This is a genomic window from Escherichia whittamii (genome assembly GCF_014836715.1).
GTDB classification, from domain to species: domain Bacteria; phylum Pseudomonadota; class Gammaproteobacteria; order Enterobacterales; family Enterobacteriaceae; genus Escherichia; species Escherichia whittamii.
The window spans coordinates 124,254-141,821 of sequence record NZ_JACSQI010000013.1 but is presented as its reverse complement, the minus strand read 5'-3'; the positions used below and the strand labels follow the sequence as shown (position 1 = coordinate 141,821).

The 17,568-nt window shown below is 49.4% G+C and carries 16 protein-coding genes and 1 pseudogene; 9 read left to right on the top strand and 8 right to left on the bottom strand.

Annotation, left to right across the window (positions count from 1 at the left end; genetic code table 11):
- Positions 1–424: 424 nt before the first annotated feature.
- Together mobB and mobA are read right to left on the bottom strand one after the other, a co-directional pair.
- A complete protein-coding gene (gene mobB, locus H9644_RS18030) occupies positions 425–952 on the bottom strand; it encodes a molybdopterin-guanine dinucleotide biosynthesis protein MobB (protein ID WP_191775733.1) in 528 nt (175 codons plus the stop codon).
- The gene (gene mobA / locus H9644_RS18025; protein ID WP_064528005.1) at positions 934–1,518 is read right to left on the bottom strand and encodes a molybdenum cofactor guanylyltransferase MobA; all 585 of its coding nucleotides are present in this window, start codon (positions 1,516–1,518) and stop codon (positions 934–936) included. The genes mobB and mobA overlap by 19 nt, the downstream gene beginning before the upstream one ends.
- A gap of 69 nt (positions 1,519–1,587) precedes the next feature.
- On the opposite strand from mobA, the gene H9644_RS18020 reads away from it, so the two are divergent.
- From H9644_RS18020 to H9644_RS18005, 4 genes are all read left to right on the top strand, one after another.
- Positions 1,588–1,857, top strand: a complete 270-nt coding sequence (locus tag H9644_RS18020; protein WP_064528003.1) for a YihD family protein — start codon at positions 1,588–1,590, stop codon at positions 1,855–1,857.
- Between the two features lie 76 nt (positions 1,858–1,933).
- On the top strand, positions 1,934–2,920 hold the full coding sequence (gene srkA, locus H9644_RS18015) for a stress response kinase SrkA (RefSeq protein ID WP_064528001.1): 987 nt from the start codon (positions 1,934–1,936) through the stop codon (positions 2,918–2,920).
- 16 nt (positions 2,921–2,936) lie between these two features.
- Complete coding sequence (gene dsbA, locus H9644_RS18010; RefSeq protein WP_064527999.1) at positions 2,937–3,563, top strand: thiol:disulfide interchange protein DsbA; 627 nt, start codon at positions 2,937–2,939, stop codon at positions 3,561–3,563.
- Between the two features lie 154 nt (positions 3,564–3,717).
- On the top strand, positions 3,718–5,148 hold the full coding sequence (locus H9644_RS18005; RefSeq protein WP_191775731.1) for a DUF945 family protein: 1,431 nt from the start codon (positions 3,718–3,720) through the stop codon (positions 5,146–5,148).
- A gap of 40 nt (positions 5,149–5,188) precedes the next feature.
- Here H9644_RS18005 and H9644_RS18000 read toward each other — a convergent pair whose 3' ends face one another.
- Positions 5,189–6,121, bottom strand: a complete 933-nt coding sequence (locus H9644_RS18000; protein WP_074399502.1) for an acyltransferase — start codon at positions 6,119–6,121, stop codon at positions 5,189–5,191.
- 363 nt (positions 6,122–6,484) lie between these two features.
- Between H9644_RS18000 and polA the strand changes: the two genes are divergently transcribed.
- Positions 6,485–9,271: a DNA polymerase I gene (polA, locus tag H9644_RS17995; protein WP_191775729.1), complete on the top strand. Its 2,787-nt coding sequence runs from the start codon at positions 6,485–6,487 to the stop codon at positions 9,269–9,271.
- Positions 9,272–9,436: 165 nt separating this feature from the next.
- Complete coding sequence (locus H9644_RS22075; protein ID WP_071892919.1) at positions 9,437–9,484, top strand: spot 42 RNA, inhibition of DNA synthesis; 48 nt, start codon at positions 9,437–9,439, stop codon at positions 9,482–9,484.
- Positions 9,485–9,660: 176 nt separating this feature from the next.
- On the opposite strand, the gene yihA is transcribed toward H9644_RS22075, so the two are convergent.
- Complete coding sequence (gene yihA, locus H9644_RS17990; protein ID WP_064527987.1) at positions 9,661–10,293, bottom strand: ribosome biogenesis GTP-binding protein YihA/YsxC; 633 nt, start codon at positions 10,291–10,293, stop codon at positions 9,661–9,663.
- Between the two features lie 234 nt (positions 10,294–10,527).
- On the opposite strand from yihA, the pseudogene H9644_RS17985 reads away from it, so the two are divergent.
- The 3 genes and pseudogenes from H9644_RS17985 to hemN all read left to right on the top strand — a co-directional run bounded on the left by H9644_RS17985 (position 10,528) and on the right by hemN (position 12,946).
- A pseudogene (locus H9644_RS17985) lies at positions 10,528–10,756 on the top strand (hypothetical protein).
- A gap of 118 nt (positions 10,757–10,874) precedes the next feature.
- A complete protein-coding gene (gene yihI / locus H9644_RS17980) occupies positions 10,875–11,384 on the top strand; it encodes a Der GTPase-activating protein YihI (protein ID WP_064527986.1) in 510 nt (169 codons plus the stop codon).
- Positions 11,385–11,572: 188 nt separating this feature from the next.
- Positions 11,573–12,946, top strand: a complete 1,374-nt coding sequence (gene hemN / locus H9644_RS17975; RefSeq protein ID WP_064527984.1) for an oxygen-independent coproporphyrinogen III oxidase — start codon at positions 11,573–11,575, stop codon at positions 12,944–12,946.
- 139 nt (positions 12,947–13,085) lie between these two features.
- On the opposite strand, the gene H9644_RS17970 is transcribed toward hemN, so the two are convergent.
- From H9644_RS17970 to glnA, 4 genes are all read right to left on the bottom strand, one after another.
- The gene (locus tag H9644_RS17970) at positions 13,086–13,196 is read right to left on the bottom strand and encodes a YshB family small membrane protein (RefSeq protein WP_064527982.1); all 111 of its coding nucleotides are present in this window, start codon (positions 13,194–13,196) and stop codon (positions 13,086–13,088) included.
- Between the two features lie 113 nt (positions 13,197–13,309).
- Positions 13,310–14,719, bottom strand: coding sequence for a nitrogen regulation protein NR(I) (gene glnG, locus H9644_RS17965; protein WP_191775727.1), 1,410 nt, complete (start codon positions 14,717–14,719; stop codon positions 13,310–13,312).
- An 11-nt stretch (positions 14,720–14,730) separates the two neighbouring features.
- On the bottom strand, positions 14,731–15,780 hold the full coding sequence (glnL, locus tag H9644_RS17960) for a nitrogen regulation protein NR(II) (protein WP_191775725.1): 1,050 nt from the start codon (positions 15,778–15,780) through the stop codon (positions 14,731–14,733).
- 318 nt (positions 15,781–16,098) lie between these two features.
- Positions 16,099–17,508 (bottom strand): glutamate--ammonia ligase, encoded by a 1,410-nt coding sequence (gene glnA, locus H9644_RS17955; protein WP_001271717.1) that lies wholly within the window; start codon positions 17,506–17,508, stop codon positions 16,099–16,101.
- Positions 17,509–17,568: the final 60 nt, after the last annotated feature.

The window sequence follows — 17,568 nt, the reverse complement described above, 5'->3', positions numbered from 1 at the left end:
GCCGTAGCGCCGATGGTAGTGTGGGGTCTCCCCATGCGAGAGTAGGGAACTGCCAGGCATCAAATTAAGCAGAAGGCTCAGTCGAAAGACTGGGCCTTTTGTTTTATCTGTTGTTTGTCGGTGAGAACTCTCCTGAGCAGGACGCCCCGCCATAAACGGGCAGGCATCAAATTGAGCGAAAGGCGACTGATGACAAACGCAAAAACTGCCTGATGCGCTACGCTTATCAGGCCTACATGGTTTATGCAATGTATTGAATTTGCATGATTTTGTAGGCCGGATAAGGCGTTCACGCCGCATCCGGCATGAACAAAGCGCACTTTGTCAGCAATCTGAAGGCCATCCGTCAGGATGGCCTTTTTGCGTTGGTGCAGAAAAAAATGCCGGATGCAACGCTGGCGCGTCTTATCCAGCCTACTCTTGCTTATCCGCCCTGCTTTTGCATCCACTCCGCAACAAAATCAACCAGCCCCTCAATATCATTAATATCCAGTAACGTGACATTAAGATTAAGCGGTACATCGCTGGCTACGGCAATGACATGCCTGTCTATTACCAACTCTTCAGGGACATGTCCGGCCCCTTCGCGAAACAGCACAATCTTCGCGATCTCTTCATGCTTGAACCCTTCGACCAGAATCAAATCCAGTTTTGAGGCATCCATCCGACCAGCGAGAAAATGCAGATCCAGCTCTTCTTCGTCTGGCGTTTCCGTCATCAAGGCCCAACGTTGCTGGCTGGCAACGATGGTTTGAGCCGCCCCAGCCTTGCGCAACTCATAGCTATCTTTGCCTGGCTTATCGACATCCATATCATGATGCGTATGTTTAATCAGCCCCGGGCGGATCCCTCTGGCGCATAATGACGGGATCAGTTTTTTCAGCAGCGTCGTTTTTCCGGTGCCACTCCACGCGGCAAAGGCGAGTAACGGTATCATTGTCTTTCCTGCCATTGGGCAAGTTCCTCTGGCGTATTCACGTTCACAAATGCCTCTTTATGATCGCTGAAATCAACCGCGTGACCGCCAGCCAGGCGCATAAATGCCATTACCCGTCGCTCTCCGGTTCGTAAATATTCCTGCAACAAAGGCTCAATAGTGCGACTTACCAGAGCAATAGTCGGGTGATCTCGTTCACCGTCATGGACCCACACTACAGGAGCATCTTTGCGCTGGTGATTAAGCCGGGAGACTAAATCCTCGGGAATATAGGGCGTATCGCACGGACAAAACAGAAACCACTCGCCTGCTTCCTGCTGCATTACCGAAAGCATTCCCGCCAGCGGGCCAGGGTAATCCGCCAGTGAATCCGCGATTACTTTCAGACCACTTGCCTGATAGATTTCCTGATGGCGATTGGCATTGACCACAACGTGAGACAGCTGCGTCATAAGTGCGTCAGCGACATGCCGCCACAGCGGTTTGCCGTTTAATTCAAGCAACCCTTTATCCGCGCCGCCCATTCTTCTGGCCTTACCGCCCGCCAAAACAACGCCTGTTATCGTCGTCACCAGATTCACCGATATCGCCTCTTTTATTGTGGGATTGACCCTGCTAACGTGTCTGTCTCAAGAGTAAGGAGCATTACTATGAAATGTAAACGTCTGAATGAAGTTATTGAACTCCTCCAGCCAGCCTGGCAAAAAGAGCCAGACCTTAACCTGCTGCAATTTTTGCAGAAACTGGCGAAAGAGTCAGGTTTTGACGGCGATCTGGCGGATTTGACGGATGACATTCTGATCTATCATCTGAAAATGCGCGATTCCGCGAAAGATGCGGTGATCCCAGGGCTGCAGAAAGATTATGAAGAAGACTTCAAAACGGCGCTATTACGCGCGCGTGGCGTAATTAAAGAGTAAAAGCTTGTAAGCGCTACCAACAAAATCATTGTGAAATGATATCCTTCATCATTCGTAATGTTTTCCGGATGATGGGATGAACAACAGCGCTTTTACTTTCCAGACACTACACCCGGATACCATCATGGACGCTCTGTTTGAGCAAGGGATCCGGGTGGATTCCGGTCTTACCCCGCTTAACAGCTATGAAAACCGAGTCTATCAATTTCAGGACGAAGATCGTCGGCGTTTTGTCGTCAAATTTTATCGTCCTGAACGTTGGACAGCAGATCAAATCCTCGAAGAACATCAATTTGCGCTGCAACTGGTAAACGACGAAGTTCCGGTCGCTGCCCCTTTGGCTTTTAACGGCCAGACATTATTGATTCATCAGGGATTTTATTTCGCTGTTTTTCCAAGCGTCGGTGGTCGCCAGTTTGAAGCCGATAATATTGATCAGATGGAAGCGGTTGGTCGTTATCTGGGGCGTATGCACCAGACGGGGCGCAAACAGCTTTTTATCCATCGCCCGACCATCAGTCTGAATGAATATCTCATTGAGCCACGCAAGCTGTTTGAGGACGCTACACTGATACCTTCCGGGTTGAAAGCGGCATTCCTGAAAGCGACAGATGAGCTGATCGCCACCGTTACAGCACACTGGCGGGAGGACTTTACCGTTCTGCGATTACATGGTGACTGCCATGCTGGAAATATTCTCTGGCGCGATGGCCCAATGTTTGTCGATTTGGATGATGCGCGTAATGGTCCTGCAATTCAGGACCTGTGGATGTTGCTGAATGGCGATAAAGCTGAACAGCGGATGCAGTTAGAAACTATTATTGAAGCTTATGAAGAATTTAGCGAGTTCGACACCGCTGAAATCGGACTGATTGAACCTTTACGTGCCATGCGTTTGGTTTATTATCTTGCCTGGCTAATGCGGCGCTGGGCCGATCCCGCGTTCCCGAGAAATTTCCCATGGTTAACCGGGGAAGATTACTGGCTGCGACAGACGGCGACTTTTATAGAGCAGGCAAAAGTTCTACAAGAACCCCCTTTGCAATTAACACCTATGTATTAATCGGAGAGAGTAAATCATGAAAAAGATTTGGCTGGCGCTGGCTGGTTTGGTTTTAGCGTTTAGCGCATCGGCGGCGCAGTATGAAGATGGTAAACAATACACCACGCTGGAAAAGCCGGTTGCTGGCGCACCGCAAGTGCTGGAGTTTTTCTCTTTCTTCTGCCCGCACTGCTATCAGTTTGAAGAAGTTCTGCATATTTCTGAGAACGTGAAGAAAAAACTGCCGGAAGGTGTGAAGATGACTAAATACCACGTCAACTTCATGGGCGGGGAGTTGGGTCAATCTCTGACACAAGCGTGGGCTGTGGCGATGGCGCTGGGCGTAGAAGATAAAGTGACTGTGCCGTTGTTTGAAGGCGTACAGAAAACACAGACCATTCGCTCTACCGCCGACATTCGCGATGTCTTCATCAACGCAGGTATTAAAGGCGAAGAGTATGATGCAGCATGGAACAGCTTTGTTGTTAAATCTCTGGTCGCACAGCAAGAAAAAGCGGCTGCAGATGTACAATTGCGTGGCGTTCCAGCGATGTTTGTTAACGGTAAATATCAGCTGAATCCGCAGGGTATGGATACCAGCAATATGGATGTTTTTGTTCAGCAGTATGCTGATACAGTGAAATATCTGTCTGAGAAAAAATAATTTATTGTAATTTACATAAAGCCCGTGAATATTCACGGGCTTTTTTGTTGTTTAATCAATATAAATACTTTCTGATAATTCACCTCGTTTCTGGACATTTTAATATCAAGCGCGGATATTAAAAGTTTTGCTGTTTTATCAGGGAATATTAGAAATGATACGTAAGTCAGCCACAGGCGTTATTGTTGCGTTAGCCATTATCTGGGGCGGTGGAACATGGTATGAAGGGACTCAAATCCAGCCTGGCGTCGAAAAATTTATTAAAGATTTTAACGACAGTAAAAAGAAGGGCGAGCATGCCTATGATATGACCGCCAGCTATAAAAACTTTGATAAAGGTTTTTTTAGCTCTCACTTTCAAATGATTATTACATTTGATAAAGGTGCGCCAGATCTCAATATCAAGCCAGGACAAGGTATTGCATTTGATGTGAATGTCGATCATGGTCCCTTGCCGCTATCAATGTTAAAAAGCGGCAATATCTTGCCTGCTATGGCGGCAGCAAAAGTTAAATTAGTCAATAATGAACTGACACAACCGCTATTTATTGCCGCAAAAGATAGAGCGCCCGTCGAAGCGACATTGCGGTTCGCCTTTGGCGGTTCTTTCTCTACAACGCTGGACGTTGCCCCAGCAGAGTATGGAAAACTTTCCTTTGGTGAAGGTCGGTTTACTTTTAATGGCGATGACAGTTCATTGTCTAACCTCGATGTTGAAGGTAAAGTCGAAGATATCGTTCTGGAATTATCGCCAATGAACAAAATCACGGCGAAAAACTTTACCGTTAACTCCCTGACACGATTAGAAGAAAAGAAATTTCCACTTGGTGAAAGCGAGTCGAAATTTAATCAGATTAGCATTATCAATCACGGTGACGAAGTTGCCAAAATCGACGCTTTCGTCGCGAAAACCACACTACAGCGCGTGAAAGATAAAGATTATATCAATGCCAATCTGACCTACGAAATTGATAAGTTAACAAAAGGGAATCAGCAACTCGGTAGCGGTCAGTGGTCATTGATTGCTGAATCTATTGATCCCTTAGCCGTTCGTCAGTTTGTCATCCAGTATAATATTACGATGCAGAAGCAACTTGCAGCACACCCTGAGTTAAAAAATGATGAAGCTGCACTGGAAGAAATGAATACTGTATTGTTCAAAGAGTATTTGCCGTTATTACAAAAAAGTGAGCCGATCATTAAACTACCTATAAGCTGGAAGAACGCAGTCGGCGAACTAAATGCTAATCTGGATATTAGTATTGCCGATCCAGCCAAATCCTCGTCATCCACAAACAAAGATATCAAATCGTTCAATTTGAACGTGGCTTTACCGCTTAATGTCGTTACTGAAACAGCAAAGCAACTTAATTTATCTGAAGGAATGGATGCTGAAAAAGCTCAAAAGCTGGCTGATAAACAAATCGGAGGAATGGCAACATTAGGTAAGATGTTTCAGTTAATCACAATTGACAACAATATCGCCTCGCTGCAACTGCATTATTTGCCAGGTAAAGTTGTTTTTAACGGTCAGGAGATGAGCGAAGAAGAGTTTATGTCTCGTGCCGGACGTTTAGTGCATTAAAATGATAACTCGCCTCTGCTAATACGGAGGCGAGTTATAACTACTTATCCTGATGCTGTGATGACATCAGTGAAGTCAGAAGTCGGTCTTTTTCCTGCCACAGTGTGTTCAGCCACTGCTGAAAATGACGTTTGAAGCTTTTGTCATTGATATAGTCGCCATGCAACTCTTCAGCAATAGGTTGTAAATCCACATGCACGACAATCCGCGTCAGTTTGCCACTTAACATATCGAAGAATGGCTGGCGGTTATTGTCCGGATAACACAGCGTAACATTGAGTAGTTTATCAAATTGTTTACCCAGCACATTCAGCGTCATCGCGATACCGGCGGCTTTGGGAGGCAGGAGGTTTTTAAATGTCGAGTGGGTTTGCTGGCGTTTCTGTTCAGTAAAACGAGAGCCTTCAACAAAATTCACAATCGTGGTGGGATGCAGGCGAAACTTTTCGCAAGACCGACGAGTAGTTTCAACATCTTTACCGCGTCGTTCCGGATGACGTATCAAATAAGCGCGGGAATAGCGCTTCATAAACGGCATATCCAGCGCCCAGCATGCCAGGCCAAGGAAAGGCACCCAGGCCAGTTGCTGCTTGAGAAAATATTTGTTCATTGGAATATGCTTACGAAACAACACGCACAGCACAACAATATCAGCCCAACTGCGGTGATTACAAATAAGCAGATACCAGTTCTTCTTACTTAGTCCTTCCAGTCCGCGAACTTCCCATTGCAGGTGTGGGTTAAGGTGCAGTAATAGCGCTAATCCTTCACACCAGCAATACATCATAAAATCACAAAAAAGCGATACCTTTCGCCAAATCACTGGCACAGGTAACAATAGTTTTACGATCCCGGCAATGATGATCGGGACAGAACAAAAAATGGTGACCAAAATGGTCAATACGATACTCACCAAAAGTGTTATCGCAGCGAGTATTCTCGTCATAATTAAATTATTCAAAAGGTTAGCCATAGACAGTGCGCTAAAGAAGCGCAAGGCGCAGATTTTAGCAGAAAATGGTCCAAATAACGGATGATCCTTAAATAGAAAAATAATTAATATCTATCCACATTAGAAAAAATCCCTATTACTCAATCACCAGCAATGCTTTTATTTTTAACTTTATGAAAAACAACAACAAAGATAATGCTGTAACAAGCATGATAATAAATTAAAAGCGATGTAAATAATTTATACACAAAGTTATCCACACGACCATTTGCGAGCGATCCAGAAGATCTACAAAAGATTTTCACGAAAAGTGGTGAAAAACTCATGTTTTCATCCTGTCTGTGGCATCCTTTACCCATAATCTGATAAACAGGCACGGACATTATGGTTCAGATCCCCCAAAACCCACTTATCCTTGTAGATGGTTCATCTTATCTTTATCGCGCATATCACGCGTTTCCGCCGCTGACTAACAGCGCAGGCGAGCCAACCGGTGCGATGTACGGTGTCCTCAACATGCTGCGTAGTCTGATCATGCAATACCAACCGACGCATGCAGCGGTGGTCTTTGACGCCAAGGGAAAAACCTTTCGTGATGAACTGTTTGAACATTACAAATCACATCGCCCGCCAATGCCGGACGATTTGCGCGCGCAGATCGAACCCCTGCACACAATGGTAAAAGCGATGGGGCTGCCTCTGCTGGCCGTTTCTGGCGTAGAAGCAGACGATGTTATTGGCACTCTGGCGCGCGAAGCAGAAAAAGCCGGGCGTTCGGTATTGATCAGCACCGGTGATAAAGATATGGCGCAGCTGGTGACGTCAAATATCACGCTTATCAACACCATGACAAATACTATCCTCGGCCCGGAAGAGGTGGTGAATAAGTATGGCGTACCACCAGAACTGATTATCGACTTCCTGGCTCTGATGGGCGACTCCTCCGATAACATACCGGGCGTACCGGGCGTCGGCGAAAAAACTGCGCAGGCACTGCTACAAGGTCTTGGCGGCCTGGATACGCTGTATGCCGAGCCGGAAAAAATTGCTGGGTTGAGCTTCCGCGGCGCGAAAACAATGGCGGCGAAGCTTGAGCAAAATAAAGAGGTGGCCTATCTCTCTTACCAGCTAGCGACGATTAAAACTGATGTTGAGCTGGAACTGACCTGCGAACAACTGGAAGTACAGCAACCGGCGGCTGAAGAGTTGTTGGGACTGTTCAAAAAGTATGAGTTCAAGCGTTGGACTGCTGATGTCGAAGCGGGCAAATGGTTACAGGCCAAAGGGGCGAAACCAGCAGCCAGGCCGCAGGAAACCATTGTTGTCGACGAAACCCCAGAAGTGACTGCAACAGCGATTTCTTACGATAACTACGTCACTATTCTGGACGAAGAAACTCTGAAAGCATGGATTACGAAGCTGGAAAAAGCGCCTGTATTTGCGTTTGATACCGAAACCGACAGCCTCGATAACATCTCTGCCAACCTGGTAGGGCTTTCTTTTGCTATCGAACCTGGCGTAGCGGCCTATATCCCGGTTGCTCATGATTATCTTGATGCGCCCGATCAGATTTCCCGCGAGCGCGCGCTCGAACTGCTGAAACCGCTGCTGGAAGATGAAAAGGCGCTGAAGGTCGGGCAAAACCTGAAATACGATCGCGGCATTCTGGCGAACTACGGTATTGAACTGCGTGGGATTGCCTTTGATACCATGCTGGAGTCCTACATTCTCAACAGTGTTGCCGGTCGTCACGATATGGACAGCCTTGCGGAACGTTGGTTGAAACATAAAACCATCACTTTTGAAGAGATTGCCGGTAAAGGTAAAAATCAACTGACCTTTAACCAGATTGCCCTGGAAGAGGCCGGACGCTATGCTGCCGAAGATGCGGATGTCACCTTACAATTGCATCTGAAAATGTGGCCGGACCTGCAAAAACACAAAGGGCCACTGAACGTCTTCGAAAACATCGAAATGCCGCTGGTGCCGGTGCTTTCGCGCATCGAACGTAACGGTGTGAAGATCGATCCGAAAGTGCTGCACAATCATTCTGAAGAACTCACCCTGCGTCTGGCAGAGCTGGAAAAGAAAGCGCATGAAATTGCAGGTGAAGAATTTAACCTTTCTTCCACCAAACAATTGCAAACTATTCTTTTTGAAAAACAGGGTATTAAGCCGCTGAAGAAAACGCCGGGTGGTGCGCCGTCAACATCTGAAGAGGTACTGGAAGAGCTGGCGTTGGACTACCCGCTGCCAAAAGTGATTCTGGAGTATCGTGGCCTGGCGAAGCTGAAATCGACCTACACCGACAAGCTGCCGCTGATGATCAACCCGAAAACCGGGCGCGTGCATACTTCCTATCACCAGGCAGTAACTGCGACGGGACGTTTATCCTCAACCGATCCTAACCTGCAAAACATTCCGGTGCGTAACGAAGAAGGTCGCCGTATCCGCCAGGCATTTATTGCGCCGCAGGATTACGTGATTGTCTCGGCGGACTACTCACAAATTGAGTTGCGCATCATGGCGCATCTTTCACGAGACAAAGGCTTGTTGACTGCGTTTGCTGAAGGAAAAGACATCCACCGGGCAACGGCGGCGGAAGTGTTTGGTTTACCGCTGGAAACCGTTACCAGCGAACAGCGCCGTAGCGCGAAAGCGATCAACTTCGGCCTGATTTATGGTATGAGCGCTTTCGGCCTGGCGCGGCAATTGAACATTCCGCGTAAAGAAGCGCAGAAATACATGGACCTTTACTTCGAACGCTACCCTGGCGTACTGGAGTATATGGAACGCACTCGTGCTCAGGCGAAAGAGCAGGGATACGTTGAAACCCTGGACGGACGTCGCCTCTATCTACCGGATATCAAATCCAGCAACGGTGCGCGCCGTGCCGCGGCTGAACGCGCAGCCATTAACGCACCAATGCAGGGAACCGCAGCAGATATCATCAAACGGGCGATGATTGCCGTTGATGCATGGCTACAGGAAGAGCAGCCACGCGTGCGTATGATCATGCAGGTACACGATGAACTGGTGTTTGAAGTTCATAAAGATGATGTCGATGCGGTAGCGAAGAAGATCCATCAGTTGATGGAAAACTGTACCCGCCTGGATGTGCCGTTGCTGGTGGAAGTGGGAAGTGGCGAAAACTGGGATCAGGCGCACTAAGATTTGCCTTAACAAGCCTTTTTTTCGTAACTAAGCAACATAACCAGCCACGATTTGTGATGGGTATTAGAAATTCCTATGCAACAACTGAAAAAAAATTACAAAAAGTGCTTTCTGAACTGAACAAAAAAGAGTAAAGTTAGTCGCGTAGGGTACAGAGGTAAGATGTTCTATCTTTCAGACCTTTTACTTCACGTAATCGGATTTGGCTGAATTTTTTAGCCGCCCCAGTCAGTAATGACTGGGGCGTTTTTTATTGTGCGAAAGAAAAACTCCGTATTGCCGGATGTGTTGTGCTTAACAGGCCTGCGGTGGATGTAACTCATTGAATTTGCATGATTTTACGTGCCGGAAATGCGATATCCGGCACATGCATAAGGGCTATAAAGTTATTCGCCTTCCTGCGTCTCTTCAACGGGTTGCATCTCGCTAAACCAGGTATCCAGTTTCTGGCGAAGCTTATCCACACCTTGCTTCTTCAGAGAAGAGAATGTCTCTACCTGCACATCACCGTTAAACGCCAGCACAGCTTCACGCACCATATTCAATTGCGCTTTACGTGCGCCGCTCGCCAGTTTGTCCGCTTTGGTCAGCAGCACCAGTACGGCGATATTACTGTCCACCGCCCACTCAATCATCTGCTGGTCGAGATCTTTCAGCGGATGGCGAATATCCATCAGCACAACCAGGCCTTGTAGACTCTGACGTTTTTCGAGGTACTCGCCGAGTGCGCGCTGCCATTTGCGCTTCATCTCTTCAGGAACTTCCGCGTAGCCATAACCAGGCAAGTCGACCAGACGTTTGCCGTCAGCCACTTCAAACAGGTTGATAAGCTGGGTACGTCCTGGTGTTTTCGAGGTCCGCGCCAGGCTTTTCTGGTTAGTCAGCGTGTTCAGCGCGCTGGATTTGCCTGCGTTGGAACGGCCTGCAAAAGCCACTTCGATCCCGGTATCGGAAGGTAAGTGGCGAATATCAGGCGCACTCATCACAAAATGCGTCTGTTGATAATTCAAATTAGTCAAAGCGGTCGTCTCCGTCAGTCAAAGCTTTACGGCGATTATACCTGAACCACAATAAAAGACGGATTTTTCGGCGTGAACGGTGTAAGTAAATACCATGTGCTTTGTGAGACATTGCCGATTGCTTTTATGAGAAATCGAAGAGAAATTTCTGCGACGCATGTCAAATAGGCTAAATAAATCATGTGATTAGTTTTATACAATAATCTGAAAATGAGTAAATACTGATGATAGTTTATTGTTTGTTTAACACAGAAGCGTAAAGTAGCACCCATAGAGCGAGGATGCTAACAGGAACGATGACTCAGGATGAGGGTCAGGAGCGCCAGGAGGCGAAGACAGAGGATTGTCAGGAAGACAAACGTCCGGAGACGTCACTAAAGGGAAATGGAATCAACACGGAATGTTCCGGCTAATGGAAAAACAGGGTGTGTTGGCGGCCTGCAAGGATTGTAAGACCCGTTAAGGGTTGTGAGTCAGGAAAAAAGGCGACAGAGTAATCTGTCGCCTTTTTTCTTTGCTTGCTTTCTGTTAGATTCCGCCGCAAATCTATACTAAATAAAACGGCTAAAAGACGAACCATTATGAAACCATCATCTTCAAACTCACGCAGCAAAGGTCACGCAAAAGCGCGTCGAAAAACACGTGAGGAGCTGGATCAGGAAGCTCGTGACCGCAAGCGTCAGAAAAAACGCCGTGGTCATGCACCAGGCAGCCGCGCAGCGGGCGGTAGCGTTACTTCGGGTAGCAAAGGCCAGAATGCACCGAAAGATCCACGTATTGGCAGTAAAACCCCTATTCCATTGGGCGTGACTGAAAAAGTCACCAAACAGCACAAACCGAAGAGTGAGAAACCTATGCTTTCACCGCAGGCTGAGTTGGAGTTACTGGAGACGGATGAGCGTCTGGATGCGCTGCTGGAACGTCTGGAAGCAGGCGAAACCCTGAGCGCTGAAGAGCAATCCTGGGTGGATGCCAAGTTGGATCGTATTGATGAGCTGATGCAGAAACTCGGCCTCTCTTATGACGATGACGAAGAAGAGGAAGAAGACGAGAAGCAAGAAGACATGATGCGTCTGCTGCGGGGCAACTAACAGATTGCCACCGTGGGCCTTCCTGTTCTGCTGATAACCCTTCCGGTTATATGTTATCTGGTGTGGTTATTCGTTAAACTACAGCGGTTGTCGCGGCGACAAAAGTGGCTGCGCAACCGGCTGATGACCCGAAACGGGCATCCGTCGGTACGCCGTAGCCGCCAGAGACGCCATCGGAAGGAGTGAGCATGTCTGTACAGCAAATCGACTGGGACCTGGCCCTGATCCAGAAATATAACTATTCCGGGCCACGATACACCTCGTACCCGACCGCGCTGGAGTTTTCAGAAGACTTCGGCGAACAGGCGTTTCTACAAGCCGTGGCGCGCTACCCTGAGCGTCCCTTATCTCTCTACGTTCATATTCCGTTCTGCCACAAGCTTTGCTACTTCTGTGGTTGCAATAAGATAGTGACTCGTCAGCAGCACAAGGCCGATCAGTATCTGGACGTGCTTGAGCAAGAAATCGTTCATCGTGCGCCGCTATTTGCCGGACGCAAGGTGAGCCAATTGCACTGGGGCGGCGGTACGCCAACGTACCTGAATAAAGCGCAAATCAGCCGCCTGATGAAGCTACTGCGGGAAAACTTCCAGTTCAATGCCGATGCGGAGATCTCGATCGAAGTCGATCCGCGCGAAATCGAACTGGATGTACTCGATCATTTACGCGCCGAAGGCTTTAATCGTCTGAGTATGGGCGTGCAGGACTTCAACAAAGAAGTGCAACGTCTGGTTAACCGCGAGCAGGATGAAGAGTTCATCTTTGCGCTGCTTAACCATGCGCGTGAGATTGGCTTTACCTCCACCAACATTGACCTCATTTACGGTCTGCCGAAACAAACGCCGGAGAGTTTCGCCTTTACCCTGAAACGCGTGGCGGAACTGAACCCCGATCGTCTGAGCGTCTTTAACTACGCGCATCTGCCAACTATTTTTGCCGCCCAGCGCAAAATCAAAGATGCCGACCTGCCGAGTCCGCAGCAAAAACTGGATATCTTGCAGGAAACTATCGCCTTCCTGACGCAATCGGGCTATCAGTTTATTGGTATGGATCACTTTGCCCGCCCGGACGACGAGCTGGCGGTGGCCCAGCGTGAAGGTGTGCTGCATCGTAACTTCCAGGGCTATACCACTCAGGGTGATACCGATCTGCTTGGGATGGGCGTTTCAGCCATCAGCATGATTGGCGACTGCTACGCGCAGAACCAGAAAGAGTTAAAGCATTACTATCAGCAGGTGGATGAACAAGGCAATGCGCTGTGGCGCGGTATTGCGCTAACGCGTGATGACTGTATTCGCCGCGATGTGATTAAGTCGCTAATCTGCAACTTCCGTCTGGATTACGCCCCCATTGAGCAGCAGTGGGATTTGCACTTCGCTGATTACTTTGCGGAAGATCTCAAGCTACTGGCCCCATTAGCAAAAGATGGGCTGGTGGATGTCAATGAGAAGGGGATTAAGGTGACGGCGAAAGGTCGCTTGCTGATCCGCAACATTTGCATGTGCTTCGATACTTATCTGCGCCAGAAAGCGCGGATGCAGCAGTTCTCACGGGTGATTTAAATAGTAAATGGCGCTTCGTTTACAAGTTAGAAAACGAAAGCGCCATTAATGTGCTGAGAACAAGGTTGCCTGATGCGCTACGTTTATCAGGCCTACAAAATCTGTTTTTGTACGCCGCATCCGGCATAGACAACGAGCTTCAGCTAAATAGCCCAATCATTGCGGCACACAGCACGGCAGCAACGGCAGTTTGCGGCGTGTGGCTGTTAACTGCGCCACTTGATAGCAGATTAATTATTGATTCCAGCATAATGATACTCCCCCCGTTTTCCGGGCAAGATCATACTGAACTTATCGGAACAGTAAAGCGCAAAATAACAGCAATTTGCGCTCAATAATCAATCTTTACACGGCGAGCCTGAATCACTCCATTCCCAGTTCTTTTAACTTACGTGTCAGGGTGTTACGCCCCCAGCCAAGTAAGCGCGCTGCTTCCTGTTTATGCCCCTGCGTATGTCGCAACGCGGTAGTCAGTAACGTCCGCTCCAACTCTGGCTGCGCTTCAGACAGCAAGTTTTGATGACCGGAACGTAGCGCCCGATCTGCCCACTGTGCTAACAGCGTTGCCCAACTGTCCGGCTGCATTTGTGAAGTGCTTTCCGGTACGGTTGATTCAAACAATTCGCCAGGCAAATCCTGAATCAACACTTCCTGTCCGGCGGCCATCACGGTTAACCAACGGCAGGTGTTTTCCAGCTGGCGCACGTTACCCGGCCACGCCAGACGTGTCAGAGCGGCTTCGGTTTCCGGATGCAGCAGTTTGGCTTCGACACCCAGTTCGCGGGCGGCAACCTGCAGGAAATGGCGTGCCAGACGGGGAATATCTTCCCTACGCTCGCGCAGCGGCGGCAGATGAACACGGATAACGTTCAGGCGGTGGAACAAATCCTCGCGGAACTTGCCTTCCTGCACCCGCTGTTCGAGATTCTGGTGAGTGGCAGCGATAATCCGCACATCCACTTTCACCGGCGCATAGCCACCAACGCGATAAAACTGACCGTCTGCCAGCACGCGCAGCAAACGGGTCTGCACATCCAGCGGCATGTCGCCAATTTCATCAAGGAATAACGTGCCGCCATCGGCCTGTTCAAAACGCCCCTGACGAACGGTATTAGCACCGGTAAATGCGCCTTTCTCGTGACCAAACAGTTCTGATTCGATCAAATCCTTCGGGATAGCCGCCATATTCAGTGCGATAAACGGCGCTTTGGCTCGCGGACTGTGGCGATGCAGGGCATGAGCGACCAGCTCTTTACCGGTGCCGGATTCGCCGTTGATCAGCACGCTAATGGAAGAACGCGAGAGCCGACCGATAATACGGAACACGTCCTGCATGGCTGGCGCTTCGCCGATGATATCGGTCGTCGGGCCGTTAAGCTGAACATTACGCGGTTGCTGCTGTTCCTGGTAATGGCTGATGGCGCGCTCAACCAGCGCCACGGCCTCGTCGATATCAAACGGTTTGGGCAGATAATCAAACGCCCCTTGTTGATAGGCGCTAACGGCAGCATCCAGATCCGAGTGCGCAGTCATAATGATGACCGGAAGCATTGGATGACGCTGTTTAATCTGTTTAAGCAGCGCCAGTCCGTCCATGCCGGGCATGCGGATATCCGACAGCAACACATCCGGCGTTTTGCTCGCCAGTGCTTCCAGCACTTCTGCGCCGTTCTCAAACGTCGTACAGGTTAAACCCGCCCCAGCGAGCGCACGTTCAAGCACCCAACGGATGGAACTATCGTCATCGACTACCCAGACTATCCCTTGTTGCATAAACGTCACCTTTATTTCCTGATAGGCAGGTAAACCGAGAACTCGGTATGACCTGGCCAACTGGTAAATTCAATTTTGCCTGAATGCTGATCAATTAAATTACGGGCGATGGATAAGCCAAGCCCGGTGCCACCTTCGCGACCGCTGACCATCGGGTAAAAAAGCGTATCCTGCAAATGAGGTGGAATGCCTGGCCCGTTATCTTCCACATCAATTCGCGCCGCCAGCCGATAACGCTCGCCATGTAAGGTCAGTTGAAACGCGGTGCGGGTACGCAGAATAATTTCGCCGCCTTCCGATCCCAGTGCCTGTAGCGCATTGCGCACAATATTCAGCAGGACCTGTTCAATCTGCTCTGGATCGTGCGCCAGTTCCGGCAGGCTGGGGTCGTAATCACGAATCAACCGCACGTTGTCCGGCAGTTCCATCGACACCAGCGTCACCACGCGTTCAGCCACTTTGTGAATACTTTCGATGACACGCGTACCGGGCAGTTGCGGCCCCAGCAGACGGTCGACCAGATTACGTAACCTGTCCGCCTGTTCGATAATCACTTTGGTATATTCCAGCAGTGACGGGTCGGGCAAGGCTTTGCTGAGTAACTGCGCCGCGCCGCGTAAACCGCCAAGCGGATTTTTAATCTCATGCGCAAGGCCACGGACCAAATCACGGGCAGCAACCTGCTGGGCGTGCTGTAGCTGTTCCTGACTTAAACGGCGCTGGTTATCCATCGGTGCCATTTCCAGCAGAATCATGCCGTCTGGCATGCGCTGGGCCGTCACAGAAAGAATATGCGAGCGCCCATCGATCACCAGCGTCACTTCGTTATCGGTAAAACCTTGCCCCGCCTCCAGGCTTTCTTGCATCAGCTCGATATTTAGTGAGAAGTAGCTCAACAGTTCAGGTAACGGCGTACCAAACAATTTGCGGGAGCTTTGAGCGAGCAGTTGTTGCGCGGCGGGGTTGGCGTAATGGATCGCCAGGTTGTCATCAATTAACAAAATACTGTTAATCAGCGAGTTGAGGATCTGCCCAGCATCGGGCTGCGTGCCTGTTGCCATAAAGCAGTCTCCTGAACAGGTTGCACCATTTTAGTGCATTATAGCTTTTTACGGATAAAAAGCGCGAAGCATCACAGAAGTTACGGAGAAAAAAGCCCATGCAGAGATGGGCTGAAATTTCCACGGCAACTAAAAACCAGTCCCATCAGGCTATTTTATTTGCCATTTTGAACCTGGGCAGTGCTCGAACTCCTCACGTACTGGTGTACGCTCCGGGTTCTGCGCGCTGTCCGTGTTCAAACTGGCTGCAACAATTACGCCAGATGGGCCTGGTTTGAACCCCCGGCTTTTTAGCACCGGGTATTACAACTTCAACTATTAGACGCTGTAGTACAGCTCAAACTCTACCGGGTGCGGAGTCATACGCACGCGGTCATCTTCTTCGCGACGCAGAGCGATGTACGCATCAATCGCTTCATCAGTGAACACGCCACCGGCTTTCAGGAACTCGCGGTCCAGATCCAGTTCGTTCAGTGCTTCTTCCAGAGAGCCTGCAACTTGTGGGATCTCTTTCGCTTCTTCCGGCGGCAGGTCATACAGGTTTTTGTCCATGGCTTCGCCCGGGTGGATCTTGTTCTTGATGCCATCAAGGCCGGCCATCAGCAGGGCAGCAAAGCACAGGTACGGGTTAGCTGCCGGGTCCGGGAAACGCACTTCGATACGACGTGCTTTCGGAGAAGAAACCACCGGAATACGGATAGATGCAGAACGGTTACGCGCAGAGTAAGCCAGCATTACCGGAGCTTCGTAGCCCGGGACCAGACGCTTGTAAGAGTTGGTGGTCGGGTTTGCCAGGGCGTTAATTGCTTTAGCGTGTTTGATTACGCCGCCAATGTAGTACAGCGCCTGCTCAGACAGACCTGCATATTTGTCGCCCGCGAACAGGTTGACGCCGTTTTTAGACAGTGACATGTGGCAGTGCATACCGGAGCCGTTATCACCGAACATCGGTTTTGGCATAAAGGTCGCGGTTTTACCGAAGCGGTGCGCCACGTTGTGAACAACATATTTGTAGATCTGAATTTCGTCAGCTTTTTTGGTCATGGTATTGAAGCGGGTTGCCACTTCGTTCTGACCTGCAGTTGCAACTTCGTGGTGATGAGCTTCAACCACCAGACCCATCTGTTCCATCACCAGACACATTTCAGAACGGATATCCTGAGCTGAGTCTACTGGCGGAACCGGGAAGTAACCGCCTTTCACTGCCGGACGGTGACCTTTGTTGCCACCTTCGTATTGGGTGGAGGAGTTCCACGCGCCTTCGATATCGTCGATAGCAACGTGAGAACCGGAGATAGAAGATCCGAAACGGATGTCATCGAACAGGAAGAATTCTGGTTCTGGCCCGAACAGTACGGTATCGGCAATGCCAGTGGAACGCAGGTAATCTTCAGCGCGCTTCGCAATAGAGCGCGGGTCACGGTCATAGCCTTGCAGGGTGCCAGGTTCAAGGATGTCGCAACGGATAATCAGGGTAGAGTCGGCGAAGAACGGGTCAATCACTGCGGTGGATGCGTCTGGCATCAGCACCATGTCGGACTCGTTAATGCCTTTCCAGCCGCCAATCGAGGAGCCGTCAAACATTTTGCCTTCTTCGAAGAATTCAGCATTCACCTGATGAGCAGGGATAGTGACGTGCTGTTCTTTACCTTTAGTATCGGTGAAGCGCAAATCAACAAACTTCACTTCGTGCTCGTTCAGCATCGTCAGTACGTGTTCAGCGGACATACTTTAACTCTCCTGGATTGGTCATGGTCGTCGTGGTAACGAAATCTGCAATTATTTTGG

What these genes read in the sequence shown, in the direction of transcription:
- mobB (WP_191775733.1), bottom strand. Translation starts at nt 952, where the DNA reads ATGGCAGGAAAGACAATGATACCGTTACTCGCCTTTGCCGCGTGGAGT.
- H9644_RS18020 (WP_064528003.1), top strand. Translation starts at nt 1,588, where the DNA reads ATGAAATGTAAACGTCTGAATGAAGTTATTGAACTCCTCCAGCCAGCC.
- srkA (WP_064528001.1), top strand. Translation starts at nt 1,934, where the DNA reads ATGAACAACAGCGCTTTTACTTTCCAGACACTACACCCGGATACCATC.
- dsbA (WP_064527999.1), top strand. Translation starts at nt 2,937, where the DNA reads ATGAAAAAGATTTGGCTGGCGCTGGCTGGTTTGGTTTTAGCGTTTAGC.
- H9644_RS18005 (WP_191775731.1), top strand. Translation starts at nt 3,718, where the DNA reads ATGATACGTAAGTCAGCCACAGGCGTTATTGTTGCGTTAGCCATTATC.
- H9644_RS18000 (WP_074399502.1), bottom strand. Translation starts at nt 6,121, where the DNA reads ATGGCTAACCTTTTGAATAATTTAATTATGACGAGAATACTCGCTGCG.
- polA (WP_191775729.1), top strand. Translation starts at nt 6,485, where the DNA reads ATGGTTCAGATCCCCCAAAACCCACTTATCCTTGTAGATGGTTCATCT.
- yihI (WP_064527986.1), top strand. Translation starts at nt 10,875, where the DNA reads ATGAAACCATCATCTTCAAACTCACGCAGCAAAGGTCACGCAAAAGCG.
- hemN (WP_064527984.1), top strand. Translation starts at nt 11,573, where the DNA reads ATGTCTGTACAGCAAATCGACTGGGACCTGGCCCTGATCCAGAAATAT.
- H9644_RS17970 (WP_064527982.1), bottom strand. Translation starts at nt 13,196, where the DNA reads ATGCTGGAATCAATAATTAATCTGCTATCAAGTGGCGCAGTTAACAGC.
- glnG (WP_191775727.1), bottom strand. Translation starts at nt 14,719, where the DNA reads ATGCAACAAGGGATAGTCTGGGTAGTCGATGACGATAGTTCCATCCGT.
- glnL (WP_191775725.1), bottom strand. Translation starts at nt 15,780, where the DNA reads ATGGCAACAGGCACGCAGCCCGATGCTGGGCAGATCCTCAACTCGCTG.
- glnA (WP_001271717.1), bottom strand. Translation starts at nt 17,508, where the DNA reads ATGTCCGCTGAACACGTACTGACGATGCTGAACGAGCACGAAGTGAAG.